The organism is Kineosporia sp. NBRC 101677, from assembly GCF_030269265.1.
GTDB lineage: Bacteria > Actinomycetota > Actinomycetes > Actinomycetales > Kineosporiaceae > Kineosporia > Kineosporia rhizophila.
Genome location: NZ_BSTA01000005.1, coordinates 343880 through 369653, shown reverse-complemented (window position 1 = coordinate 369653; position 25774 = coordinate 343880). Strand labels below are relative to the sequence as shown.

The 25774-nt window shown below is 70.3% G+C and carries 17 protein-coding genes; 8 read left to right on the top strand and 9 right to left on the bottom strand.

Annotation, left to right across the window (positions count from 1 at the left end; genetic code table 11):
* Window positions 1-119: 119 nt before the first annotated feature.
* The gene (locus QSK18_RS17650) at window positions 120-812 is read left to right on the top strand and encodes a hypothetical protein (RefSeq protein ID WP_285620548.1); all 693 of its coding nucleotides are present in this window, start codon (window positions 120-122) and stop codon (window positions 810-812) included.
* Between the two features lie 48 nt (window positions 813-860).
* Here the strand turns inward: QSK18_RS17650 and QSK18_RS17645 are convergent, their stop codons facing one another.
* On the bottom strand, window positions 861-3863 hold the full coding sequence (locus QSK18_RS17645; RefSeq protein WP_285620546.1) for a non-ribosomal peptide synthetase: 3003 nt from the start codon (window positions 3861-3863) through the stop codon (window positions 861-863).
* 231 nt (window positions 3864-4094) lie between these two features.
* Here QSK18_RS17645 and QSK18_RS17640 point away from each other — a divergent pair, with 231 nt between their 5' ends.
* Window positions 4095-5333 carry a monooxygenase gene (locus tag QSK18_RS17640; protein WP_285620544.1) on the top strand — a complete coding sequence of 413 codons (1239 nt, stop codon included), beginning with the start codon at window positions 4095-4097 and terminating at the stop codon, window positions 5331-5333.
* 82 nt (window positions 5334-5415) lie between these two features.
* Here QSK18_RS17640 and QSK18_RS17635 read toward each other — a convergent pair whose 3' ends face one another.
* From QSK18_RS17635 to QSK18_RS17620, 4 genes are all read right to left on the bottom strand, one after another.
* Window positions 5416-6615, bottom strand: a complete 1200-nt coding sequence (locus QSK18_RS17635) for a cytochrome P450 (protein WP_285620541.1) — start codon at window positions 6613-6615, stop codon at window positions 5416-5418.
* Window positions 6616-6701: 86 nt separating this feature from the next.
* Window positions 6702-8312, bottom strand: coding sequence for an alpha/beta fold hydrolase (locus QSK18_RS17630; RefSeq protein ID WP_285620538.1), 1611 nt, complete (start codon window positions 8310-8312; stop codon window positions 6702-6704).
* A gap of 39 nt (window positions 8313-8351) precedes the next feature.
* Complete coding sequence (locus QSK18_RS17625) at window positions 8352-9107, bottom strand: thioesterase II family protein (RefSeq protein WP_232812100.1); 756 nt, start codon at window positions 9105-9107, stop codon at window positions 8352-8354.
* A gap of 173 nt (window positions 9108-9280) precedes the next feature.
* Window positions 9281-10435 (bottom strand): ParB/RepB/Spo0J family partition protein, encoded by a 1155-nt coding sequence (locus QSK18_RS17620; RefSeq protein ID WP_285620530.1) that lies wholly within the window; start codon window positions 10433-10435, stop codon window positions 9281-9283.
* 501 nt (window positions 10436-10936) lie between these two features.
* Between QSK18_RS17620 and QSK18_RS17615 the strand changes: the two genes are divergently transcribed.
* The 6 genes from QSK18_RS17615 (at window position 10937) to QSK18_RS17590 (ending at window position 19868) form a co-directional block, all read left to right on the top strand.
* Entirely contained in the window at window positions 10937-11710 is a 774-nt protein-coding gene (locus QSK18_RS17615) for a LuxR C-terminal-related transcriptional regulator (RefSeq protein WP_232812098.1), read from the top strand.
* Between the two features lie 220 nt (window positions 11711-11930).
* The gene (locus QSK18_RS17610; RefSeq protein ID WP_232812097.1) at window positions 11931-12242 is read left to right on the top strand and encodes a hypothetical protein; all 312 of its coding nucleotides are present in this window, start codon (window positions 11931-11933) and stop codon (window positions 12240-12242) included.
* A gap of 119 nt (window positions 12243-12361) precedes the next feature.
* Entirely contained in the window at window positions 12362-14101 is a 1740-nt protein-coding gene (locus QSK18_RS17605) for an ABC transporter ATP-binding protein (RefSeq protein ID WP_285620525.1), read from the top strand.
* The gene (locus QSK18_RS17600) at window positions 14098-16065 is read left to right on the top strand and encodes an ABC transporter ATP-binding protein (protein ID WP_285620522.1); all 1968 of its coding nucleotides are present in this window, start codon (window positions 14098-14100) and stop codon (window positions 16063-16065) included. The genes QSK18_RS17605 and QSK18_RS17600 overlap by 4 nt, the downstream gene beginning before the upstream one ends.
* Window positions 16043-17509 carry an acyl-CoA carboxylase subunit beta gene (locus tag QSK18_RS17595; RefSeq protein WP_352396583.1) on the top strand — a complete coding sequence of 489 codons (1467 nt, stop codon included), beginning with the start codon at window positions 16043-16045 and terminating at the stop codon, window positions 17507-17509. The genes QSK18_RS17600 and QSK18_RS17595 overlap by 23 nt, the downstream gene beginning before the upstream one ends.
* A gap of 64 nt (window positions 17510-17573) precedes the next feature.
* Complete coding sequence (locus tag QSK18_RS17590) at window positions 17574-19868, top strand: putative bifunctional diguanylate cyclase/phosphodiesterase (protein WP_285620517.1); 2295 nt, start codon at window positions 17574-17576, stop codon at window positions 19866-19868.
* Between the two features lie 4 nt (window positions 19869-19872).
* On the opposite strand, the gene QSK18_RS17585 is transcribed toward QSK18_RS17590, so the two are convergent.
* Genes QSK18_RS17585 through QSK18_RS17570 form a run of 4 tightly spaced genes read right to left on the bottom strand, consistent with a single transcriptional unit; the run spans window position 19873 to window position 25721 of the window.
* Window positions 19873-21147: an ABC transporter substrate-binding protein gene (locus QSK18_RS17585; protein ID WP_285620514.1), complete on the bottom strand. Its 1275-nt coding sequence runs from the start codon at window positions 21145-21147 to the stop codon at window positions 19873-19875.
* 49 nt (window positions 21148-21196) lie between these two features.
* Window positions 21197-23962, bottom strand: a complete 2766-nt coding sequence (locus tag QSK18_RS17580; RefSeq protein WP_285620511.1) for an alpha-L-rhamnosidase — start codon at window positions 23960-23962, stop codon at window positions 21197-21199.
* The gene (locus QSK18_RS17575) at window positions 23959-24780 is read right to left on the bottom strand and encodes a carbohydrate ABC transporter permease (protein ID WP_232812090.1); all 822 of its coding nucleotides are present in this window, start codon (window positions 24778-24780) and stop codon (window positions 23959-23961) included. The genes QSK18_RS17580 and QSK18_RS17575 overlap by 4 nt, the downstream gene beginning before the upstream one ends.
* Entirely contained in the window at window positions 24777-25721 is a 945-nt protein-coding gene (locus tag QSK18_RS17570) for a carbohydrate ABC transporter permease (protein WP_285620506.1), read from the bottom strand. Before QSK18_RS17570 ends, QSK18_RS17575 begins: the two co-directional genes overlap by 4 nt.
* Between the last annotated feature and the right edge of the window lie 53 nt (window positions 25722-25774).

Below are 25774 nucleotides of genomic sequence, written 5' to 3'. Positions count from 1 at the left end.
GTGGACCTGAGGTCGTACACGCGTCTTTACCGTTCCGCCGGGAGCTCATGGTGCGCACTCGAACGAGCTTGCTGTCGGCCGCCGCAGTGGCCGCTGTGCTGGTAGGTACGGTGGTGCCCGTGTCGCAGCCCGAGGAACCGGCCCAGCCCTCCACCCAACCTGCTGCGGTGCAGAGCCCGGCTCCTTCGAAGCCGGCCTCGGTGACCCCGGTTCGGAAGGAGAAGCACGGCTACAAGTCCGTGATTGTCCAGGGCCAGCGCACGGCCGCGCCCATGAGCGACGGCCTTCTGGATGACCTCCGCACCTACGCTGAGCAGAGCGGTGAGTCCTTCGACGACGTCGTCGCAGCTCAGTACGGCAACGAAGAGTTCAACACCCTGGCCAACGATCTCGAGGCCGACGCGAAGTCCGGATACGTGCAGTGCGCGTGGCACCGGAGCGTCTCGGTGTACCCATGGATCCGCTTCACCAAGAAGCCCGACGCAGCCATGCTGAAGCGCATCGGTGACGAGTCGGCCGTGGACGTCGAGGTGCAGTGGGGCGCCCCGCTCGCCGACAAGGACCTGGTGCGGATGTCCGAGACAATCTTCGGGGCCGTGGCCGACTACCCGGGCGTGGCGAACGCCGTCGGCGGACCCGAAAGTGACGGCAGCATCCAGGTCGCGTACCGGGTGGAGAAGGGTGCCACCGTCGACCCCGGCCGCCTGCGCAAGCGGGCCCTGAAGGCCGGGGCGAAGGTCAGCCCGACCGGGACCGTGCCGGTCAAGGTCCGGCTGGTGGAGTCACCGGGGCTCGAGACCAGGCTGGAGTGAGCGCACAGCGCCGGCGCCGGGCTCTGCCCGCCGCCGGCGCCGATGCAGCTACACCCGCTCGAGCGCCCCCACCTCCCGGGCCACGTCGGAAACGTTCGCCAGCGTCGGCCGCGCCACGATTTCGCCCAGCCGCCCCATGAACTCGTCTTCAGCCGCTGCGGGCAGCACCTCCCGGCACACGCCGGCCAGCATGTTCAGCAGGGCCACCGAGTCACCCCCGAGGTGATGGAAGTCCGCATCCGAAGCGATCCGGTCGGCCTCCACCCCCAGCACCTTCGACCACACGCTCGCGACCCCCAGTTCCACCTGGTCGCCACCCCGGTCGACCGGCGCCTCCACCGAAGAGGCCAGCGGATCGGGCAGAGCTCGGGCATCCACCTTGCCGCTGATGCTGTACGGAATGGCCGGAACCTGAATCACCGCAGCGGGAACCATGTATGCGGGCAGCCGCTCACCGGCGAAGGCCAGCAACTCGTCGGCCGAGACCTCGGAGTCGCTGAGCACATAGCCGTACAGCACCTTGCCGGTGGGCCCGGAGCGGGGCACGACCACCGCCCGCGAGACCTGCGGGTGCTCCTCCAGCACCGAGGCGATCTCGGCCGGTTCGACCCGGTGCCCGCGGATCTTCACCTGGTCGTCGATCCGGCCGAGGAACTCCAGCCCGCCCGAGGGCAGCCAGCGGGCCAGGTCACCGGTGCGGTACAGCCGGGTGCCGTCGACCAGGGTGGGGAAGCGCTCGGCGTTGAGGTCGGGCCGGCCCAGGTAGCCCCGGGCCAGCTGGGCACCGGCCAGGTACATCTCGCCGACCTCGCCGGTGGGCACGAAACGTCCACTGGGGTCGAGCAGATGCACCTGCGTGTTGGGCGCCGGAACCCCGATCGGCACCGTGCTGCGTTCAGCGTCCAGCACCGGGTCGAACACGTGCGAGGTGATGCCGATGGTGGCCTCGGTCGGGCCGTACTCGTTGATGATCCGGCACTCGGCGCCGAACATCTCCTGCGCCCGCGCGGCCACCTCGAGCCGTAGCGCCTCGCCGACCACCACGATGCTGCGGAACCCGGGCGGGGCGATGTCGAGGCGGCCGATGAGTTCCAGGTGTGAGGGGGTCAGGTTGAGCATGGTCGATCCGGTGGTGGTGAGCAGCTTGCGCAGCGACAGGTGATTGGGCTGCTCGCGCATCAGCACCACCGTGCCGCCGCTGATCAGGGGCAGGAACACCGAGGTGCCGGTGACGTCGAACGACAGCGACGTGAGCAGCGGGAGCCGGGTGTCGGCGGTGACCCCGAACTCCGAAAGACCCCAGTGCAGGTAGTTCATCAGGGCGCCGTGCTCGATCTGCACGCCCTTGGGCTTGCCGGTCGAGCCGGAGGTGTAGATCACGTACGCCAGGTCGTTCTCGCGCAGTTCCACGTCCTCGAAGACCGCCGTCGCCGGCAGTTCGTCGAGGTCGACCATCTGGCAGTCGTCGGGGAAGCACTTGCGGTCGCCGAACGGTTTCTGGGCCAGGCAGATGCGGGCGGACGTGTCTTCCAGCAGGTCCCGCAGCCGGGCGTCCGGGTTCTGCACGTCGAGCGGCAGGTACGCCGCCCCGGCGCGCAGAACGCCCAGCATGGCGGCGATGGCGGCAGGGGTGCGCTCGGTGAGCACACCCACCACGTCGCCCTGGCCCACGCCCTGGCCCTGCAGGTGCGTGGCCACTGCATCGGCCCGTTCGCTCAGTTCCTGGTATGTGACGTCGGCGCCGTCCATCTCGGAGAGAGCGACCGCCGTTGGTGTTGAAAGAGCCTGTTTGCGGACGCTTTCCACGACGTTCGGGTGGAACGGCCAGTCAGCGGTGCGTTGGTTGGCGGGCTGTTGCCGGTCGGCGGCCGGTGAGAGCGCCTCGACCAGTACGTCGAGAAGCTCCTCGAGCTTCTCACCCGCGCCCGGCACGTCGCGCCAGGTCACAATCAGCTCAGTGCGCCCGGCGGTCTCGACCACGTCGACGCTCGGGGGAGCGGCCCAGACCAGCGAGCCGAGGGTGTACATGGCGGTGGCCCGGAAGCCCTCGGCCGTGTACTCCTCCAAGGGCACGTGGCCCAGACTGGTGACGATGGCGGTGGCCAGGTAGCGGTGCTTCTTGGTGGCACCGGCCTCGAGGGTGTTGTGCAGCGAACGGACCACCGGCAGCGGCAGCAGCCGCATGGTGGCGGCGGTGCGCGAGGGTACCTCCCGGTTCTCGGCCAGGGCCCGCAACAGGTCGGAGTGCACCTCTTCCCAGTCGGCGCCGGGTGCGACGGTGAGCGGCAGAACCTGCGAGAGCCAGGCGGTGGAGCGCATTTCCGGCCGGTGGCGGCGCAGGTCGACCGAGATCATGAACTCGGACGGCGCATTCGGCTCGCACAGCGCCGAAAGGGCGGCCATGACGCGGGCGGTGGGGGCCGAGCAGATGCCGTCGATGCTGCGCCGCCGCCAGACCAGGCCGTGCCGGGGCCCGCTGCGGGAGGGCACCGCGGCCATGGTGGTGGGGTAGCGCGGCGTATCGGGCAGCTTGCCGATCGGCGGGAGTTCGGCACCGAACACCGAGGTCAGGAACTCGTCGCTGTTCAGTGACGAACGCGCGCCGAGCGGTGCCTCGCCGCGCAGCACCCGGAAGATGTCGGCGGCCCACAGCAGCAGGCCGCGCGCGTCGGTGACCCCGTGAAAAGCACGGAACACCAGGCGGAACGGTGCGCCCGGCACGAGCAGCACCTCACCGGTCGGCCCGCCCTCCATCAGGGTGGTCTGCAGGTCCGGGTGCTCCAGCAGTTCTTCACCCTCGGCCAGCTCGAGCACCCGCACCGGCCAGGGCTCACCGGAGTCGGCCCAGCGGCGGCCCTTGCGCACCAGGCGCATACCCGGAGACGCCTGGGAAGCGACGGCGACGGCCTCGGTGAAGGCCTCGGTGAAGGTAGCCAGGTCGAGAGTGCCGGTTCCCTCGAAGACGTGCTGGATGACGTTCGGCCCCATGCCCAGGTAGAGCCACTCGATCGGGGTCATCACCCGGCCGTACGACAGGCCCGAAGTGTTCACCGCAAGTCTCCTTGTGCTTCGAAAGGGCGTTTAACTGCGGGGAATGCGCAGTTGAACGCGTTCGGACGGCGTGAGAAGGCTCGTTACCATCGCCGTGATCCGCAGTGAATCGAACGGTTTCGTGCTGCCCGTCGTCGGGTGGTCGCCGCGCACCGGTGACCCGTACTCAGATCATGCTCAGATCATGCACTGCCCGGGCACTTCCCGGATACATCCCGGATTGAGGTTGGAATGACGAAACGTGAGAAGGCCCGGGTCAGGCTCGGCCTGCTGGCCGGTGCGCTGGTGGGCGTGCTGGCGTTGGTGGCCTGCGGCTCGGACACGGGCTCGGAGGAGCTGGAGGCCGCGGTGGCCGGCAGCTCGCCCTCCGCCTCGAGCGCAGACAGCGCCGGCAGCACCAGCAGCGCGAGTGCCCACGGTCACCCCGGCATCCCCGCCCCCGAGGTCGCGCTGCGCAACGGTGAGCGCTTCCTGGAGATCGGGATGCAGGAGGCCTACGCGCCCCAGGCGGTCAACGGCGGCACCGACGACTACCGGTGCTTCCTGGTCGATCCCGCCCTGGCCAAGCCCGAGTTCCTGATCGGCGCCCAGTTCGCGCCGTCCAACAAGGACATCGTGCACCACGCCAACGTCTACCTGGTCGACCCGGCGAACGTGGCGGCCGCCCGGCAGAAGGACGCCGACGACGAGGGCCAGGGCTGGCAGTGCTTCGGCACCGACGGCGTGCGCGGCCAGGCCGGGGAGTCGGCCTGGGTGGACACCTGGACCCCGAACGGCAAGGAGTCGCTGCTCACCCAGGACGTCGGGTTCCAGATGCAGCCGGGCAGCCTGCTGGTGCTCCAGGTGCACTACAACCTGCTGGCCACCGGGGGCAAGGAGGGTGCGGAGGACCGCTCCGGCATCCGGCTGCGGCTGTCCGACGGCACGTCCGAGACCAAGCCGCTGTACAACGTGCCGCTGATGGCACCGATCGAGCTGCCCTGCACCAAGGAGGAGTCCGGGCCGCTGTGCGACCGGGAGGCCTCGCTGAAGGACGTCTCGGAGCGCTTCGGGGCCGAGCTGGCGGCGATCGAGCCGGGTCTGGTGGCGCAGTGCACCGGCGGCAAGGTGAAGCCGGGCAACACCCAGTCCTGTGACACCCAGGTGCCGATGGAGATGACGGTCTACGCCGGCCGGGGCCACATGCACCTGCTCGGCGCCGCGCTGAAGGTCGAGCTGAACCCGGGCACGGCGAAGGCCCAGACCCTGCTCGACGTGCCGGTGTTCGACTTCGACAACCAGCAGCGGGTGGCGCTGCCCGAGCCGGTCAAGGTCGGCCCCGGCGACACCGTGCGGGTCACCTGCACGCACGACGCCTCACTGCGCTCGAAACTGCCCCAGTTGAAGATGCTTCCGCCGCGCTACGTGGTCTACGGCGACGGCAGCAGCGACGAGATGTGCATCGGCCTGATGTCGGTCACCATCCCGTAGGTTCAGAACGAAGGACGAGTGTCCCCGCACCTTGCGCTCAAGGTGCGGGGACACTCGTCCTTTGTTGGAAATCTCTGGCGGTTCAGGGGCGGTCGCAGACCACCACGGCGTTGCGCAGTTCGTAGCTGAGCAGTTCGGCGGTCCAGTCCAGGTCGGGCCGGCGCTGCAGCCGGATCCCGGGAACCCGCAGGAGCCGGTCGAGGAAGACCCGGGTCTCGTTCAGGGCGATCTGGGCGCCCGGGCAGCGGTGGGCGCCGTCGCCGAAACTCAGGTAGGAGTTGATCTTCCGGCGCTTGGCCCGGTCCGGGTCGAGCATGTGCGGGCACTCGCCCACCATCGCCTCGTCCACGTTGGCCTCGCGCAGGTTCAGCACCAGCAGCTCACCCTGCTCGACCGAACCGTCGGCCAGGTCGGCGTCGGAGGTGGTGCGGCGGGCGATCACGTTGACCACCGGGTCGATCCGCATGATCTCTTCCAGGATCGCGATCTGCTCGGCCTCACCGGCCTGCAGGAACCGCTCGCGCAGTGGGTCGTTCTCGAACAGGTGCCAGGCCGCCATCACGATGAACTCGCGGGTGGTGACCATGCCGGCCACCGCGTAGGTCAGGCACTCGATCAGGATGCCCTGCTCGGAGTAGCCCTCCTCGATCAGCTGGGAGATCACGTCGATCCGGGGCTCGGCCCGGCGCGCCTTCACCGCCGGCCCGACGTCCATGATCTGGAACCGCAGACCGTGGGCCAGCGTCAGCACCCGGCCGAAAGGTTTCTGCCACCAGGCCATCTGGGGCAGGCGCACGCCGACCAGGGTGGCCTGGATGCGCTTGGCCATGGCGCTCTGGTCGCTCTCGGTCAGCCCGACGATCTGGGCGGCCACGGTGACCGCGAGCTCGAAGCTCATCTCGTCGAGCCGGCCGCGGCCCTTGGCCTGCAGCCGGCCCAGGAGCTGGTCGCTGGTCTCCTCCATCACCACCCGGTAGCGGGTGCTGATCGCCTTGGGCGTGAAGAACTGGGAGATGGCCTGGCGTTTGCGCTTGTGCGCGTCGCCGTCGAGGAAGAAGACCGAGGTGTAGGTCGGGTCGGGCACCACCTCACCGTCGGCCCCGACCCCGGCCTGGCGGGTCAGGTTGCTGCGCAGCAGCTCCCGCACCAGGCCGAAACCGCCGATCACCCGCGCCTCCGGACCGACCACCAGCTTCCGGGAGACCAGCTCGGCGGACTTGCGGTCGTCGCACTCGGGCGGCCGGGCCCCGTCTTCGGGGGAGTAGGGGCATGTCGCGGTCATGACTTACCACCATTCGTGAAATACGGCAGCTGGGGCCGCCGGGTGTCCGGCGACCCCAGCTGCTGATGCTGGAAAACGGGTTTCGGTCAGTTCACGTTGGGCGCGAAGCCGGGCACCGCGCCGGTGCCGGCGGTGCCGCCGCCGGGGGCGGGCAGGTCGTTGGCCGGGCAGACCACGTCGGTCTGGTCGCCCTCGACCCGGTCGGGCAGCGTGCCCACCTTGAGGTAGTTGACCAGGGCGCCGCCCACGCAGGTGGTGGAGGTGCCGTCGGCCGGGACCGAGCCGCTGCTCTCCACCAGGACCGCCTTGGGGAAGTCCTTGCGGACCTCCAGCGCGCTGGAGTACTCGGTGTTCGCGTCGATCGTGGTGTCGATCAGCATCAGCGTCGGCGGGGCCTTCGAACCGTCCACGTCGAACGCCTTGTCGGCCTTGACCGGCCAGGACTGGCAGGGGGCGAAGTACCAGGTGTTCACCCAGGTGGCGAAGGGCGCGGTCTTCTGGCTCTTCTCCGACTCCTCCAGCCAGGTGTCCCAGTCGGCCGGCCAGGGGGCGTCCGAGCAGGAGATCGCCGACTGCATGGCCAAGAGGTTGTCGCTGGTGGTGGGGTAGTTGGCGTCGAAGATCTCCTTCAGCCGGGTGGTGTCCTGGTCGTTGACGTAGGTGGAGAACGCCATCGCCAGGGTGTTCCAGTTACCCGTGTTGTACGACAGGAGGAAGATCTCGTTCCAGGTGGCCGAGCCGTACTTGCCCTCGGCCGGCTTCTTCTTCAGCGCCGCCAGGGTGGTGTCGTACTTCTTGCGCACCTCGGCGGCGGTACCGCCCAGCCGGTAGACGCTGTCGTACTTCGCCACCCACTCGCTGAACGCGGTGAGGTTCTGCTCCAGCGGCTCGTTCTGCCCGAAGTTGAAGCCCCACCAGGCGTTCTCCTCGGAGATCGCGCTGTCCAGGACCATCCGCCGTACCCGGTTGGGGTACAGGGTGCTGTACACCTGGCCGAGGTAGGCGCCGTACCAGTAGCCGTAGTAGTTCAGCTGCGGGCGGCCGATCGCCTTGCGCAGGCTGTCCAGGTCCTTGGCGATGTCGGTGGTGTGCACGTGCTCCAGCAGCGGGCTGCCGGAGTCGGCGCAGGCCTTCGCGTAGTCCTCGGACAGCTTGATGTTGGCCTTGATCTCCTTCTGGTTCGCCGGGATGTACGAGGGCCGGTCGTAGGCGTTGACGTTCGGGTCGCAGCTGAGCGCCGGCTGGCTGGTGCCCACGCCGCGCGCGTCGAAGCCGTACCAGTCGTAGTCGGCGCGGGTGTTCTCGGGAAGCAGCTGCCCCCAGGCCGACTGGCCCACACCGGAGGCCCCGGCCGAGGTGAGGTTGGCCACCATCGCGCCCTGGTAGGAGTCCTCGGGGGCGGTCGCCTTCACCCGGGACACCGAGATCTTGATCTTCTCGCCGTCCTTGTCGGCGTAGTCCAGCGGCACGGTCAGGAATCCGCACTCGGCGCCCAGGCTGACCAGCGTCGGCAGGACGTCGGTGCAGGCACCCCACTGGATCGGCGGCGGGACGTAGTCCACCTCGGGCCCGGCCGACAGCTCGGCCAGCGCGTTCTCGCTGTCGGAGTCCGCGGAGGCGGGCGAGAGGTAGAAGGCCCCGGCCGCCAGGCCCGCGCTCGCGGCGACCGCGACCAGGGCGATCACAGTCTTCTTCATGGCTTTCCCATCGTTCGTCTGATCGGGCGGACGAGCTGCTCAGCCGCGCAGCTGCTGCTCCAGCAGGCGCATCACGGCGGCGGTCTGGTCGGTCAGGAAGAAGTGGCCGCCGGGGAAGACCTGCAGGTCGAAGTCGCCGGTGGTGTGGTCGGCCCAGGCCTTGGCGTCGTCGAGGGAGGTCTTGGGGTCGGCGTCACCGGTGAGCACGGTGACCGGGGCCTTGATCGTGGCGCCGGGCTCGCCCTGGTAGAGCTCGGCGGCCTGGTAGTCGGCGCGCAGCGCGGGAAGTGCGGCCCGCATCAGTTCGTCGTCGTTCAGCACGAGCGCGGAGGTGCCGTCCAGGCTGCGGATCTCGGCCAGGAGGCCGTTGTCGTCGAGCTGGTGCACCCGCTCCTCGCGGTAGACGGAGGGGGCGCGGCGGCCGGAGGCGAACACCCGGGCCGGGCCGGGGTGGCCGGAAGCCTCGAGCAGGCGGGCCACCTCGAACGCCAGCGAGGCGCCCATGCTGTGGCCGAACAGGAACAGCGGCAGGTCGGTCATCGGGCTGAGCAGCCGGTGCACGTGCTGGGCCAGCACCGCGATGTCGGGGATCGGGCGCTCCGCGCGCCGGTCCTGGCGTCCGGGGTACTGCACGGCCACCACGTCGGTGTGCGGGCTCAGCGAGGCCGCCACCGGGACGAAGAACGAGGCCGACCCGCCGGCGTGGGGCAGGCACACCAGCCGGGCGGCCGCCGTACTGCTGGGACGGTAACGGCGGAGCCACATCTCGGGGGCGCCGGAGGGCTGGGAGGACATGCCCACTCCAGATCAGGTCAGAGGGAAGTCGATGCGTAAAGAGGGGTGAAGCGCGGGATAAGGCGATGCTAGGGGGAGTGTTCAACTGCCCCGTGGCCGGTTGAACGTGTGGGGTTCACCACGTCGGCCGGTTCCCCGATTCCGGCAGCTTGCGCATCAGGTCCGGATGTGGTTCAGGATCCGCTGCCGATTCCGGGGCTGTATTCCATTCCACTTCTTCTGCGCCGCAATTCCTCGGCGAATTCGATCCATTCCTGACCGGCCTTGTCGGCGACCGTGCTGAGGGCGCCGAGCCAATGCGGCGGAACGGTTTCCACGAAGTCCCGCCATTCCCCGGAATTGATCACGTGCATGACCATCCAGCTCATGAAGGCGCGGCCGTTGTCGGTGTACTTCAGGGCCGGGTCGTTGGCCAGCTTCGGCGAGAGCGCAGGCCAGCTGGGCTGACGCCCGGCCCGCAGGCCCGCCGGGGCGCCGGGAGCGGCCGGCATCGCCGGGGTCATCGAGGGAGCGGGGCGACGGCCGGGCAGACCGGGGCGGCCGGGCCGGCCGGTGGTCGGGTTGACACCGTTGCCTTCGGCCGCGCGCTCGGCCGCGGCGGCGCGCCCGGTGGCGATCGGGTCCACCCCACGGCGGATCCGGGCGCGTACGTCCTGGGCGGTGGCGGGGGCCACGTCGGCCTCCCGGGCGATCTCGCGCAGGGAGGCATCGGGGCGCGCGAGGATGTACTCGGCGGCCCGGCGGCGGCCCTCGGCGGCGGTCAGCGGGCGCCGTTTCCCGTCCCGGCCCAGGCGCTTTCCCTCCTGCGGGGTGGAGCTGTCGCACATCCGGCGGCGAATCCCGGCGATGGTCTTGGCGCTCAGGCCGGTGGCCACCCCGATCGAGCGGTCCGACCAGTCCGGGTGCCAGGTGACGATCTGCCGGGCCCCGGCCATCCGGTCGGTGCGGCTGAGCGGCAGGCCGTGCCAGGTGTTGGCGCGCACCGCGAGGATGAACGCCTCTTCGTCGGAGCAGTCGACCACGCGCACCCGGATCTCCGCCTGACCACGCAGCCGGGCCGCGGCGTAGCGGTGCATGCCGTCGACGATCCGCGAGCCGTTGCGCTGCACCAGCAGGGGCGGCAGCTCGGTGCCGCCGGCCACCTCGGCCAGCAGCTGCACGTGGGCCTGGTCGGTGCCGATCCCGCGCACCGGCCGGCCGGGCTCCAGGCGGGAGAGCGGGAAGGTCTGGACCGGAAGCCTCTCGATCGCCTCGGCGGAGTCGAAGACCGGATTACCCAGCCCGGAATCGGCGACGGAAATATCGGTCGATGCGACGTTCAGGGGCATCGAGACTTCCTTTCCCGGGCTGGAGGGAACCCGTTTCAATCGAATAGCTGTGACCCGCGGCACACAGGCTGCGTCGGCTTCAGGACACGTTCAGGAGGCGACGACCGCAATGGAACGGGACATTAACCGGGCGAAATGACACCAAGCAATGTTACGCCCCCATCATTCGGTTGTCCGTTAACTTTCATTCATCTCGGGCGGGGACGCACGGGGACCGCGTGTTTCCCATACTTCTTTCGATACCTCCGGCCGTCCGGAATCGATACGACTATGCATCCGAATGTCCTCACGGCACACTGCCCGGTGGTCCCGCAGCGGCTCGCGAGGTCAGGGGTGCAGGGGTGCGCGTCGATGTCGTAAGAATGTTGATTGCTGCTCACCGGCAGGACGGCCCGGCTTGAGGCCGGGCTGGTTGTCTGTCGGGGGCCCGGCCGCCGAGCAGCGCAGGCCGGAAACACCTGTTCCACAACCTGGTTCGTCCCGCACGGGCCTGAGCACCGAATGAACGGAAGTAAGAGCACTCCGATGCGCTCCACCGCACCACGCACCAGTGTGCTGATCGTCGGCCGCTACGCCCTGCTCAGGGACGGGCTGCGAGCGATCCTGACCGGGCACGACGACCTGCGGGTGGTCGCCGACGCCGCCGACTGCGAGGCGGCGCTCGACCTGGCCGGGCGCTGCCACCCCGACGTGATCCTGCTCGACGTCGAGCCCCCCGCCGACGAGGCCGAGAAGGACGTGCTGCGCCTGCGCGCGGCCGCCCCCTCGGCCGACGTGATCGTCCTCGCCCCGAACGAGGACCCGACCCTGATCCGGGCTCAGCTGGCCTCCGGGGCAAGGGGTTTCCTGCTCAAGAGCATCCAGCGGCACGACCTGCTGGCGGCGATCCGGGCGGTCCGCGAGGACCGGCAGCTGCTGGTCCTCGGGGTCTCCGAGGACAGCGTGCGCCGGATCGACGTGAACCCGCCGCTGCGGTTCGAGGCCGCCGCCCGGCCCCGGCCCACCACCGAGCGGGTGGCCGGCCTGTCCGCCCGTGAGCTGGAGGTGCTGGCCCTGGTCGGCCAGGCCCTCAGCAACGGCCAGATCGCCTCCCGGCTGGCCCTCACCGAGGCCACGGTCAAACGGCACCTGCGCAACATCTTCGCCAAGCTCGGCGCGGTCTCCCGTCTCGACGCGGTGAACAAGCTGGCCGGTGCCCAGCCCGAGACACCCGAGACGCCGGAGAGCCGGGAGGGGCAGGGCATGCTCTGGCTCGGGCGCTGGTACCGCTCCTGAAAGTCCGCCGCCGCGCGTGTTCAACTGCAACGCGGCAGTCGAACACGCATCGTTGTCGCGGCGGCGGGCCTGCGGCTAGGGTCCAGCTCGCCCGGTGAAAAGCGTTCACCGGCCTTGATTGTCGTCGGCACCCGGACCGCGCGTCGGCGCGGCGGCGTGCCGGCCAGTCAGCCGATCAGCATCTGACATCCAGAACCCAGACATGAAGGGGTGATGAGCGGTGGGACACGTTTTCTCGCTGGTTCTCAACCGGGAGATCACTGACGACGAGGCCGCGGCGCTGCGCGAGGCCGGCTGCCAGGAGGCCGTTCTCGGCACCGACCAGCTGCCGACCGACGCCGAGGTCACGGTGACCAAGCTCGACTTCGACGACACGGTCTCGCCCTCGCTGGCCGAGGCCATCGAGAACGCGCTCGCCGCGGTCAGGACGGTCGAGGACCTCAGCGTCCCCGGCCTGACCGTGCCGGCCGTGAAGAAGAAGGACGACGTCCTCGAGGGCGAGATCGTCGAGACGGCCCCGGCCGCCCAGTAGGCACCAGCAAGACCCAGCAAGAACCGGCAAGACCCGGCAAGACCCAGTAGGGAACTGCCCGGCCGCCCGACCGCCTGCTCCGCGACGAACACGCGACGAACACAGGACGAAGACACCTGATGGTCAGTCTGCTCCGTACCTACATGCGCCCGTACGCCTGGCTGCTCGTCGCCGTCGTCGTCCTGCAGGCGATCGAGGCGGCCGGGAACCTCTACCTGCCCAACCTGAACGCGGACATCATCGACGACGGTGTGGTCCAGAGCGACAACGACTTCATCTGGAAGATGGGCCTGCGCATGCTCATCGTCTCGATCGTGCTCAGCGTGGTGGCGGTGATCTGCACCTACGTCTCCTCCTACGTGGCGGCGGGCACGGCCGACCGGATCCGCACCGCGATCTACCGCCGCGTGCAGTCGTTCTCGGCGGCCGAGATGAGCCGCTTCGAGGTCTCCTCGCTGACCACCCGCAGCGTCAACGACGTCCAGCAGATCCAGCTGTTCGTCCAGCTCGCCCTCAGCATGCTGCTGATCGCCCTGTTCACCAGCGGCGGGGCGATCGTGATGGCGGTGCGCGAGGCGCCCCGGCTGAGCCCGGTGCTGATCGCCACCATCGCGGTGCTGCTGGTGCTGACCGTGATCGTGGTGCTGCGGCTGCTGCCGATGGGCCGCGAGGTCCAGGAGCGCAGCGACCGGATCAACCAGGTGATGCGCGAGCAGATCTCCGGCGTCCGGGTCACCCGGGCGTTCCTGCGCACCCCGCACGAGCGCGAGCGTTTCGAGGTCTCCAACGCCGAGGTCACCGACGTCTCGATCCGCTCCGGCCGGCTCTTCGCGGTGGTCCTGTCGGTCGCCACCGGCGTGACCAACCTGGCCAGCGTGGGCGTGATCTGGTTCGGCGGCAAGCAGATCGCCGACGGCAGCCTGGAGATCGGCAACCTCACCGCGTTCATCCTGTACCTGCTGGCGATCCTGATCTACACGGTGATCGCGGTGGCGGTGCTGGCGATGGTGCCGCGCGCGGCGGCCAGCGCCGACCGCATCCTGCAGGTGCTGAACACGGTCCCGGCGATCGGTGACCCGCCCTCTCCCCAGCGGCCGCAGCCCGATTCCGCCGAGACCGGCCTGGTCGAGCTGCGCAACGTCGACTTCGGCTACGCCGGCAGCGAGCGCCCGGTCCTGCACAACATCGACCTCACCTTCCACCCGGGCCGCACCACGGCGATCATCGGCGGCACCGGCAGCGGCAAGAGCACGCTGCTGCGGCTGATACCCCGGCTGCTCGACGCCACCGGCGGCTCGGTCCGGGTCAACGGCCTGGAGGTGGGCGCCCAGCCGGTCGCCGACCTGCGCGCCGGCATCGGCCTGGTGCCGCAGACCGCGTTCCTGTTCGCCGGCACGATCGCCGGCAACCTGCGGCTGGGCCGGCCCGAGGCCGGTGACGACGAGCTCTGGCAGGCCCTGGAGATCGCCCAGGCCCACGACTTCGTCTCTGCCCTGCGCGACGGCCTGGACTCCCGGGTCGAGCGCGGCGGCGTGAACTTCTCCGGTGGCCAGCGCCAGCGCCTGGCCATCGCCCGGGCCCTGGTCCGGCGTCCCCGCCTGTACCTCTTCGACGACTGCTTCTCGGCCCTGGACGCGGCGACCGACGCCCGGCTGCGGGCCGCCCTGCGAGCAGGAACGACCGACGCGACGGTGGTCATCGTGGCTCAGCGAGCCAGCACGATCATGCAGGCCGACCAGATCATCGTCCTGGACAACGGGCGGGTCGACGGGATCGGCACCCACGACGAGCTCCTGGCCTCCTGCCTCACGTACCAGGAGATCGTGGCCTCCCAGCTCGGGGCGGGGGCGGCGGCGTGAGCGACACCGTGCAGACCCCGCCCGAGTCACCCGCTCCGCTGCTGCCGCCCCCACCCGCGGCGGTGAAGTCGCAGCGCGGAACCGTCTGGCGGGTGGCCGGTCTGCTCGCCCCCGAGCGTCCCCAGGTCATCGCCATCACCCTGCTCACCACCCTCTCGGTGGCGCTGCTGGTGGCCGGTCCCTGGCTGCTCGGCAAGGCCACCGACACGATCTTCGAGGGCTTCGTCGGCGCCCAGGCCCCGGCCGGGATGAGCAAGGACGAGGTCCTCGGCCTGCTGCGCCTGGGCGGCAACGAGCAGCTCGCCAAGATGATCTCCGGTGTCGACTTCATAGCCGGTGTCGGTATCGACTTCGGCGAGCTGGGCCGGATCCTGGCCTGGACCGGCGCCGCCTACGGTCTCAGCGCGGTGGCCAACTGGGTGCAGGCGCACATCCTGATCGGCGTGGTCCAGCGCACCGTGTACCGGCTGCGCGAGGAGGCCGAGGAGAAGCTCGGCCGGCTGCCGCTGAAGTACTTCGACACCCACCCGCACGGTGACATCCTCAGCCGGGTCACCAACGACATCGACAACTTCACCACCAGCCTCCAGGACGTCCTCAGCGGACTGCTGACCAACTTCCTCACCGTGGTCGGGGTGACGGCGGTGATGTTCTGGATCTCGCCGCCGCTGGCCCTGGTCGCGCTGTTCACCCTGCCGATCGTGATCGTCGTGGCGGCGTTCATCGCGATCCAGGCCAAGCCGCACTTCGTCGAGAACTGGGACCGCACCGGCGAACTCACCGGCCAGGTCGAGGAGACCTACGCCGGGCACGAGCTGCTGGCCGCCTACGGCCGGCAGGAGTCGGTGGTCGAGGACTTCACCGAGCGCAGCGGCAAGCTGCGCGACGCGGGCTTCCGGGCGCAGTGGCTGTCCGGGGTGATCCTGCCGGTGACCATGTTCATCGGGAACGTGAACTACGTGGCGGTGGCCGCGTTCGGCGGCTTCCAGGTCGCCTCCGGGGCGATCACGATCGGCGCGGTGCAGACCTTCATCCAGTACTCCAAGCGGTTCACCACCCCGATCGCCCAGGTCGCCTCGCAGATCAACATGCTGCAGTCCGGGATCGCCTCGGCCGACCGGGTCTTCGAGTACCTGGACACCCCCGAGCAGCCCGAGCTGGCCGCCGACGAAGAGCTTCGGAACCAGAGGACGCCGGTGGGCACCGAGGCCCGCAGCATCCGGTTCGAGAACGTGGGCTTCCGGTACGACCCCGACGTCCCCCTGATCGAGGACCTGGACCTGGAGGCGAGGCCGGGGCAGACCGTGGCCATCGTCGGCCCGACCGGGGCCGGCAAGACCACCGTGGTCAACCTGCTGATCCGCTTCTACGAGATCGACAGCGGCACGATCCGGCTGGACGGCGTGGACTACCGCGAGCTGTCCCGCGACCAGGTGCGCTCGGCCTTCGGGATGGTGCTGCAGGACACCTGGCTGTTCCACGGCACGATCCGGGAGAACATCGCCTACGGGCGCGAGAACGCCTCCGACGAGGACGTGGCCGCCGCGGCCAAGGCAGCCTACGTGGACGACTTCGTCTCCACCCTGCCCGACGGCTACGACACCGTCCTGGACAGCGACGCCACCAACATCTCGGCCGGGCAGAAGCAGCTGCTCACCATCGCCCGGGCGTTCCTGGCCGATCCCGGGGTGCTGATCCTCGACGAGGCCACCAGCAGCGTGGACACCCGCACCGAGGTGCTGATCCAGGAGGCGATGGCCCGCCTGCAGGCCGGCCGCACGAGTTTCGTGATCGCGCACCGGCTCTCGACGATCCGCAGCGCCGACACGATCGTGGTGATGCAGGCCGGCCGGGTGGTCGAGCAGGGCTCGCACGAGGAGCTGATCCGGCGCAAGGGCCTGTACCACAACCTTTACCAGAGCCAGTGGACCCAGGGAGCGGATCCGGACGATGGCAGTCACTGACACTCTTCCCGCAGGTGATCTCCGTGACCCGTTCCGGCGTCTCGGGCAGCTCTTCGACGAGGGGCGCTTCGAGCCGCTGAACCCCTCGGCGGCCGACGCGGCTGCTGGGGCGGCCGGGCACGTCGAGGTGCAGGTGGTGCGCGGTGAGATCGACGGTGTGAAGGTGATCGCCTTCTGCACCGACGCCACCCGGATGGGCGGCGCCCTCGGGCAGGCCGGTTCCGACCGGATCGTCGAGGCCACCGACACCGCCGTGGCCGAGAACTGCCCGGTGGTCGGGGTCTGGCACTCCGGCGGCGCCAAGCTGGCCGACGGCGTCGAGTCGATGAACGGCGTGGGCGAGATGTTCGCGGCGATGACCCGGGCCTCGGGCAAGGTCCCGCAGATCTCGGTGATCGTCGGCCCGGCGGCCGGCGCCGCCGCCTACGGCCCGGCGCTGACCGACGTGGTGATCATGGCCCCGGCCGCCCGGATGTTCATCACCGGCCCCGACGTGGTGCGCAGCGTCACCGGCCAGCAGATCGACATGGACGGCCTGGGCGGGCCCGAGGCGCACGGCCGGCGCTCAGGCGTCTCGCACGTCAGCGCGCACGACGAGGCCGACGCCTACCTGCGCACCCGTGACCTGGTGGCGCTGCTGGGCCGGCCCGGCCACTTCACCCCCGAGCCCGGGATGCCCGGCGAGGACCTCGGCGCCCTGCTGCCCGACTCGCCCCGCCGCGCCTACGACGTGCACCCGATCATCAACGCCGTGCTCGACCCGGCCGAGCACACCCGTGAGGCCGGCTCGGGCTTCTTCGAGCTGCAGGCGAAGTGGGCCCCCAACGTGGTCACCGGCCTGGGCCGGCTCGGCGGCGGCACGGTCGGCGTGGTCGCCACCAACCCGATCCGCAAGGGCGGCTGCCTGGACTCGATCAGCGCCGAGAAGGCCTCGCGCTTCGTGCGGATGTGCGACGCGCTCGGCATCCCGCTGCTGGTCCTGGTCGATGTGCCCGGCTACCTGCCCGGCGTGGGCGAGGAGTGGAACGGCGTGGTCCGCCGCGGCGCCAAGCTGCTGCACGCCTTCGCCGAGGCCTCGGTCCCGCGGGTCACCCTGGTCACCCGCAAGGCCTACGGCGGCGCGTACATCGCGATGAACTCCCGCTCGCTGGGGGCCACCGCCTACTTCGCCTGGCCGAACGCCGAGATCGCGGTGATGGGGGCGCAGGCCGCGGTCGAGGTGCTGCACCGCAAGAAGCTCGCCGCCGTCGCGCCCGAGGGCCGTGAGGCCCTGCTCGCCGAGCTGGTCGCGCAGCAGGAGCGGGAGGCCGGCGGCGTGAACCGGGCTCTCGCCCTGGGCGTGCTGGACGAGGTGGTCGAGCCGCACGACACCCGCCGCAAGCTGATCGAGACGTTCGGCGCACACCCCGCCACCCGCGGCCAGCACAAGAACATCCCGCTGTAGGTAACCGGCTCAAGATCCCCCCTCCGCCTGCCGACAACCAGCGACGGCGGCGGAAGGGGGACGGATGCGCACGGTGCGCGGGGTGTTCGCCTGCGTTCTGGCCGTCTCGGGGTTCTACACGCTGATGGTGGCGCTGCACTCGGCCGGCCTGGTCGACCTCTCGGCCGCCGTGATCGTCGGCTTCACCGTGGTCCTGATCAGCGGTTACGCCGTGGTCTGCTGGCTGCGGGCCGCCCTGGTGCCGGGAGACCGGGTGCCGTGGACGCTGATCGGCTGCGGGCTGGCCTCCTACGCCGCCGGATCGGTGCTGTGGCAGGCCGTCCTGATCCGCCGCGACCCGCCGCCCTACCCCTCCGTGTCCGACCTGCTCTGGCTGGCCATGGCGCCGTTGGTGGTGACCGGCATCTGGCTGATGGTCCGGGCCCGGGTCGGTCACCGCAACAGCTCCCTGCTCGACGGCCTGGTCGCCGGGCTGGGCGTGGCCTCGGTGGCCGCCCTGCTGTGGCTGCCGGGACTGACCGAGGAGGCCGGCGCCTCGTGGTGGACCAACGTGGTCAACTTCGCCTACCCCTTGGTCGACCTGGCCCTGGCCGCCTCGGCGATCGGCGCCATGGCCGCGGTCGGGGCCTGGCGGCGTCCGGCCTGGCTGCTGCTGAGCTCCGGGTTCCTGGTGTTCACAGCGGCCGACATCTGGTACCTGGTCCTGGTTCTGGAGGGCACTTTCCACGAGGGGGAGTGGAACGACTGGAGCTACCTGCTGGCGATCGGCCTGATCGCCTCGGCCGCGTTGGTCCCGCCGGAGCGGCCCCCGCCGGAGCAGGCGGCCGCCCCGCGCCGGTACGAGTTCCTCGTCCCGGTGGTGTTCGGTCTGCTGCCGATCGGGGTGCTGGTCGCGGGCTCGCTCACCGACACCCAGGCGTCCCCGGTCGCCGTCGGCCTGGCCGTGGCCGCCCTGGTCGCGGTGGCGGTGCGCACCGCCCTGGCGATCCGGGAGGTGGTCGCCCTCTCCGACCAGCGCCGCCTGGCCCGCACCGACAGCCTGACCGGCCTGCCCAACCGCCGGGCCCTCTACGACCTGCTGGAACAGCACCAGGCCGGGCCCGGGGCGGTGATGATCATCGACCTGGACCGGTTCAAGGAGATCAACGACGCGCTCGGCCACCAGGTCGGCGACGAGCTGCTGCGCCAGGTCTCGGCCCGGTTCACCGCCGCGCTCGCCACCCCGGCCCTCCCGCCCGGCTCACCGGGGCCCCCGGGCACGATCGCCCGGCTGGGCGGCGACGAGTTCGCCGTGCTGCTGCCGCACGCCCCGCGCGAGCAGGCGGCCGGTACCGCCGCGGCCCTGCTGCACGCCCTGAACGAGCCGTTCGTGATCACCGACACCCTGCTGCACGTGGGCGCCAGCATCGGGATCACCTCGCTGCGGCCGGGCCGCACGCTGGGCCGGGCGCTGGCCGAGGCCGACCTGGCGATGTACCGGGCCAAGACCGCCCGCACCGGGTTCGAGGTGTACGACGACAGCCAGGACAACACCGCCTGGGACCGGCTGGCCCTGGTCGAGGCGCTGCGGCTGGCCCTGGACCGGCAGCAGCTCTCGCTCGCCTTCCAGCCGATCGTCCAGGCCCGCACCGGCCGGGCCCGCTCGGTGGAGGCCCTGGCCCGCTGGAACGACCCGGAACGGGGCACCGTGCCGCCGGACGTCTTCCTGCCGCTGGCCGAGCACGCCGGGCTGATGCCCGCCCTCACCCGCAACGTCCTCGACCTGGCCTTCGACGAGGCCGCCGAGCTGCGCCGGCGCGGGCACGAGGTGGCGGTGTCGGTGAACCTGTCGGCCAGCGACCTGCTCGACGGCCGGCTGGAGCACGACATCGCCCGGCGGCTGCACGAGCGCGACCTGCCCGCCGCGGCGGTGAAGATCGAGATCACCGAGTCGCTGCTGGTCGACAGCGGCGGCCGGGCCGGGCAGTTCCTGCTGGCGATGCGCGAGCTGGGGATCGAGCTGCTGGTCGACGACTTCGGCACCGGCTACTCCAGCATGGCCTACCTGCACGACCTGCCGGTCTCCACGCTGAAGATCGACCGGGCCTTCACCAGCCGGCTGGCCACCGACCGGCGCACCGGGGTGATCGTCGCCTCGACCATCGAGATGGCCCACCGGCTGGGCCTGGACGTGGTCGCCGAGGGGGTCGAGACCGAGCAGGAACTGGCCTGGCTGCAGGCCGGCGACTGCGACCTGATCCAGGGCTACCTGACCTCCCGGCCGCTGTCCGCCGACGACCTGCACGCCTGGCTGGAGCGTGAGCCGGCCCTGCCGGTGGGGGCCGCGACCGTACCGGTCGCGGCCCCTCCGGATCAGTGAGGGATCACTCGCCGGCCTCGTAGTCGGAGTCCATCGCCGCGAACATCTCCTTGCCGGTGCTCTGCCCGCTGAAGATCTCCTGCAGCCCGCTGAGCATGGTCTGCTGCACCTTCGGGTTCGGCCACAGCTGGTCCATGAACGGCACGGTCCGGTCGTCGTTGATGTACGTGGCCACGTCCTGCAGCGTCGGGTCGACCTCGGCGCCGCTGTCCGGCAGGGCCGGGATGCCGCCCTGCGCCTCGACGAACAGCTTCATCCCCTCGGGCGACATCACGAAGCTGACGAACTTCAGCGCCAGGTCCTTGTTCTTGGTCTTGGCGTTGATCCCGTAGCCGGCCCCGGCGGCCGCCGGGATCAGCGTCTTCGCCTCGTCGTCGAGGGCCGGCAGCGGCTTGAAGGTGAACGAGGCGTCCGGGTTCTTCTCCTTCAGCAGCGACACGATCCAGTTGCCCTGCACCACGCCCAGCGTCCGGCCGTCCGCGGCCAGCGCCTGGGAGGCCTCGTAGCTGGTGCCCAGCGGGTCCTTCTGGAAGCAGCCGGCGTCGAACATCTCCTGGTACTTGGCCAGGGCCTGCTCCCAGGCCGAACCGGTGAAGGTGGCCTGCCCGTCGGCCATCCGGGTGTCGAAGTCCGGGTCGTCGGGGTAGAGCGTGCTGGCCACCAGGGAGTACAGGACGAGCTGGGTCACCCAGTTGTCCTGGATCCCCAGAGCGAAGGCCGGGGTATTCTTCTCGGCCGCGGCCTGGCAGAAGGGGATCACGTCGGACCAGGTGGCGGGCGCCTCCAGCCCGGACTTCTCCAGGGCCTCGACGTTGTAGATCGCGCCGATCGCGTTCAGCCCGTACACCGCGTTGTACGTCTTGCCCTCGTACTGGGTGACGGTCTTCAGTGCGTCCGGGTACTTCCCGGCCCAGGGCTGGTCGGAAAGGTCCATCAGGTAGCCCGGTTTGGCCAGCACGTAGGTGGCCCCCGGGTTGCCGTTGCCCGGCCAGACACTCATCACGTCGGGGGCCGTGCCGGAGGCCAGCTGGGTGCGGATCTGCTGCTGGTACTGGTCGGCGGCGCTGGTGGTGAACTCGACCTTCACCCCCGGGTTGGCCTTCTCGAAGGCCTGGACCACGGGCTCGATCGAACCCTGGTCGACCGAGGCCAGGGTCAGGGTCTTCGAGCCCCCGTCACCGTCCTCGGAGTCCGAGGCGGCCTGGGTGCCCCCGGCACAGGCGGCGAGCAGGGCGGCGGCAGCGCCCACGGCGACGAACTTCGGCAGCGTGCGATTCATGTCTCTCTCCTGCTGGACGACATTGTTGCAGCGGGAATTCGCGGAAACTTCAGTGACGCAGAGCGGTGGAACGGGCAGTGAACTCGTACGTTCCGGCGGCGAGCCGGAAGTGGGCGTTGCCCAGGGCCTCGACCCCTGGGCGGGTGGCGGCGGGGTCGCCGCCCTCGGTGACGCTCGACGGGTCGTCGGTGGGCATCTGCAGCACGGCCGTGCTGCCGGGCGGCACGCTCGCCGTCACGGTGACCGTGCCGGCCTGGTCCAGCGACCAGCCGCAGGCGACCCGGCCACGGGCCGTCTCCTGCGACCCCTTCGCCCAGGTCAGCCGGCCGCCGGGGGTGGGGCGCAGGAGCAGTTCGGAATAAGCCGTGGAGGCGGGGGTCTGGTCGATCCCGGCCACCCGCCCGAACAGCCAGTCCCCGATGCTGCCCAGGCTGTAGTGGTTGAACGAGTTCATCGAGGCCGACTGGAACCCGGCGTGCTCGGTCCAGCCGTCCCAGCGTTCCCAGATCGTGGTGGCGCCGTTGCGGATCGAGTAGCCCCACGAGGGGTACTCGTCCTGGTGCAGCAGCGCGTAGGCGACGTCGGCGTGACCGTGCTCGGTGAGCACCGGGCAGAGCAGGTTCACCCCCACGAAGCCGGTGGTCAGCCGGTTGCCGCGGGCCTTCAGGTCGGCCACCAGGTGCCCCGCGGCGGCCGCCACCAGGTGCTCGGGCAGCAGGCTGAAGCCCAGGGCCAGCAGGTAGGCGGTCTGGGTGTCGCCGTGCACGGTGCCGTCCGGCCCGACGAACGCCTCGATGAACGCCTCGCGGATCCCGGCGTGCAGCTGCCGGTACTTCTGCGCGGTCTCCGGGTCGCCCAGCACCTCGGCGGCCTCGGCCACGGTCTCGGTGCTCTTGGCGAACCAGGCGGTGGAGAGCACCGCCCGCGGCGTCCACGCATCCACCTGCAGCCAGTCGCCGTAGGAGTTTCCGGTGCGCTTACGCCACAGCAGGTCGGGGTTGTTCCGATGGATGAAGTCCACCCAGGCGCGCATACCCCCAAAGGCGCGTTCCAGCGTCCTTTGGTCGCCGTAGGCCCGCCAGAGGTGCCACGGGATGACAACCCCGCCGTCCCCCCAGACCGGGGCCGCCTGACGGTTGATCGACATCACCGGGGCGATGTCCCGGAACGCGCCCTCGTCGTCCTGACCGTCGAGCACGTCCAGTACCCAGCGGGCGAAGAAGGCCGACACGTCGGCGTTCCGGCTGGCGGTGGCCGCGAAGATCTGGGCGTCGGCCAGCCAGCCCAGGCGCTCGTCGCGCTGGGGGCAGTCGGTGGGCACCGACACCCAGTTCCCGCGCTGCCCCCACTCGATGTTCGACTGCAACTGGTTCACCGTGCTGTCCGAGCACTCGAACGACCCCGTCCAGGGGGTGTCGCTGTGCAGCACCTGAGCCTGCACGTCCCCCGCGTCCAGCTCGTACGGAAGCCCAGTGACTTCCGCGAAGCGGAACCCGTGGAAGGTGAACTGCGGCTCGAACACCTCTTCGGCCTCGCCGCGGGCCACATAGGTGTCGATGGCCTCGGCCCGACGCAGGTTGGCCACGTACAGCTCGCCCTGGTCGAGAATCTCGGCGTGCCGCAGGCGGATCCGGGTGCCCGCCGCAACGCCGCGTACAGTCAGCCGAACTCGTCCCACCAGGTTCTGGCCGAAGTCGACAATGCTCTTCTCGGTTGCGTTCTCGACCGAGACGGCGCCCACCGTCCGCGTCACCCGCACCGGCTCGTCCGGTTCGGCGACCAGCGGACCGGGCGTCTCGTCGACCACCGCGACCGCACGGAATCCGCTCCGGCGTCCACCCCAGCCACCGGGGTTGCCCTCCGAGGCCTCGGGGGAGTCGTCCTCGGTCACGTCCACGAAGCCCGGCGCGTCCCAGCCCGGCACCTGCGCCCGGGCGTCCACGTACTCGCCCATCAGCATGTCCGAGAACTGGATCGGGCCCGGCCCTTCCATCCACTCGCCGTCGGTGGTCACCGAACGCTGTGAGCCGTCTTCGAACCAGAGGACGAGGCGGGCCAGGAACGCGGGAGCGTCACCGTAGTGGGCGGCGGGTTTGCGGGGATCGAAACCCACGTACCCCGCCCACCAGCCGTCTGCCACCACCGCGCCGAGCACGTTCTCGCCCACCTGCAGGGAGGCCGTCACGTCGTGGGTCTGGTACTGCAGCCGATGCCGGTACTCCGTCCACCCCGGCGCCAGTTCGCTGTCCCCGACCCGGGAACCGTTGAGGCGGGCCTGGTAGATGCCGTGGGCGGTGGAGTACAGCCGGGCGCGCACGGGCTGACGCTCCAGCACGAACGATCGGCGCAGATACAGCGGCGGGGGCAGCGCGTGCGTGGCCACCGTACGGTCGTGGTCGGTGGGGGGATCCATCGGCGGATGGTTCACCGAGTCCCGCCCGATCCACACAGCCCTGCCCGCAGCCTGCCAGGCCTCAGGCCGCAGCAGACCGGTCTCGAACCAGGAATCGGCCGGTGTCGCCGGTTCTCCGGCCTGGTCCCAGACCAGCACCCGCCAGTGGTACCGGGTGGAGGGAGCCAGTTCCGGCCCGTCCCACTCGATCAGCAGCCCGGAAGACGACTCGACCTTCCCGGAGTCCCACAGCCGCCGCTCCGGCACGTCCAGGTCGCCGGCCTGGGCCGCGGCCACGATCTGGTAGGCGCTCTGGGCGGCGCCGCGCTCCTCGGAGCGCAGCTTCCACGACAGGCGGGGCCGGGCGACGTCCAGACCGAGCGGGGTGGTGCGCTGCTCGGTGGTCAGTGCGTAGGGCGTCATCCTTTGAGTCCTCCGGCGAATCCGTTGATGATGCTGCGCTGCAGCGCGAAATAGACCACCAGGATCGGGATCACGCTGATCAGCAGGGCGGCGAAGATGAGGTTCCACTCGGACACGTACTGCCCGACGAACCCGGCCACGGCCACCGGCATGGTCTGCTGGCCGCTGCCGCTCAGGTACAGCAGCGGGGTGAAGAAGTCGTTCCAGACGAACACGGCGTTGAGCACCAGCGCGGTCACCGTGATCGGGCGGAGCATGGGGAAGACCACGAAGCGGAAGGCCTGCCAGTAGCCGCAGCCGTCGATCAGGGCGGCGTCCTCGAAGTCGCGCGGCAGGCCGCGGATGAAGCCGACGTACAGGAACGTGGTGAAGGGCACCTGCAGGCCGGCGTAGAACAGGATCAGGGCCCAGGCCTGGCCGAGCAGGCCCAGGTCGCGCATGGTCTGGTACAGCGGCAGGGTGGCCAGCTGGAAGGGCAGGACCAGGCCGAGCATGATCAGCGCGAACGTGCCCCGTGACCAGTTCTTCTTCACCCGGGCCAGGGGGTAGGCGGCCAGGGCGGAGGCGGCCAGCACGATCAGCACGCTCACGGTGGTGACCAGCAGGCTGTTGCCCAGGGCCCCGCCGAGGGCGCCGTCGCGCCAGGCGTCGCTGAAGTTGGAGAGCGTGGGCGAGGTGGTCGGGCGCAGCGGGGAGGAGGTGTCCGACGGCGCTCGCACGGCCAGGTTGATCAGCACGTAGACCGGGAAGGCGATCACCAGGGCGACCGCGATCATGCCCAGTTCGAGGGCGAAGGTGGAACGGCGGTAACGGTTCACGAGAGATCGGCCTCCCGGCGCGAGAGGAACGCGTACTGCCCGGCCGAGATCACCGCGACGATGACGGTGAGGACCACGGCCAGCGCGATGCTGTAGCCGAACTCGCCGAGGGTGAAGGCGTCCTTGTAGATCAGGGTGGAGAGGGTGTCGGTGGCGTGCCCGGGGCCACCGCCGGTGAGGGCCCAGACCTGGTCGAACAGCTTGATGCCGCCGATGATCGAGAGCATCAGGTTGATCGTGATCGCCGGGGCCAGCAGCGGGCGGGTGACGTACCAGAAACGCCGCACCGAGCCGGCGCCGTCGATCGCCGCGGCCTCCTGCACCTCCCGCGGGATCGACTGCAGGCCGGCCACGAAGATGACCATCGAGTACCCGGCGAACTGCCAGACGATCACCGCGACCACCGACCACAGCGCCAGGTCGGGATCGCCCAGCCAGTTCTTCTGCAGCGACTCCAGCCCGAGCGCGCCGAACAGGGCGTTCACCGCGCCCTCGGGGCCGAGCAGGTTGCGCCACAGGTAGGCGGTGACGATCGGGGTGATCACGGCGGGGGCGAACAGCAGCACCCGCAGCACGTTGCGCGACTTGATCGCCGAGTTGACCCCCAGCGCCAGCAGCAGCCCCAGGCCGTTCTGGATCACCGTGATGGCGACGGCGATGATCAGCGTGTGCCGGATCGAGGCCAGTGCGTCCGGGTCGTCGAGCATGTCGCCGAAGTTGCCGAGGCCGACCCAGGCGAAGTCGGGGGACAGGCCGTCCCAGTCGGTGAAGGCGTAGTAGACGCCACGGGCGCTGGGAATGAGCACGACGAAGGCGAAGAGCAGCAGGGCCGGCGCGGCGAACCACCACGGAGGAGCGGACTGGGAGCGCCGCCCGCGCCGGGCGGCGGGGCCGGTTTCGGGTGGACGCGCCGGGGGATGCCCGGGCGAGGTGACCGTCATCAGGTGCCCTTTCCTCTCTGAAAGGTTTCAGACCCGTGCCGCACAGCACCGGC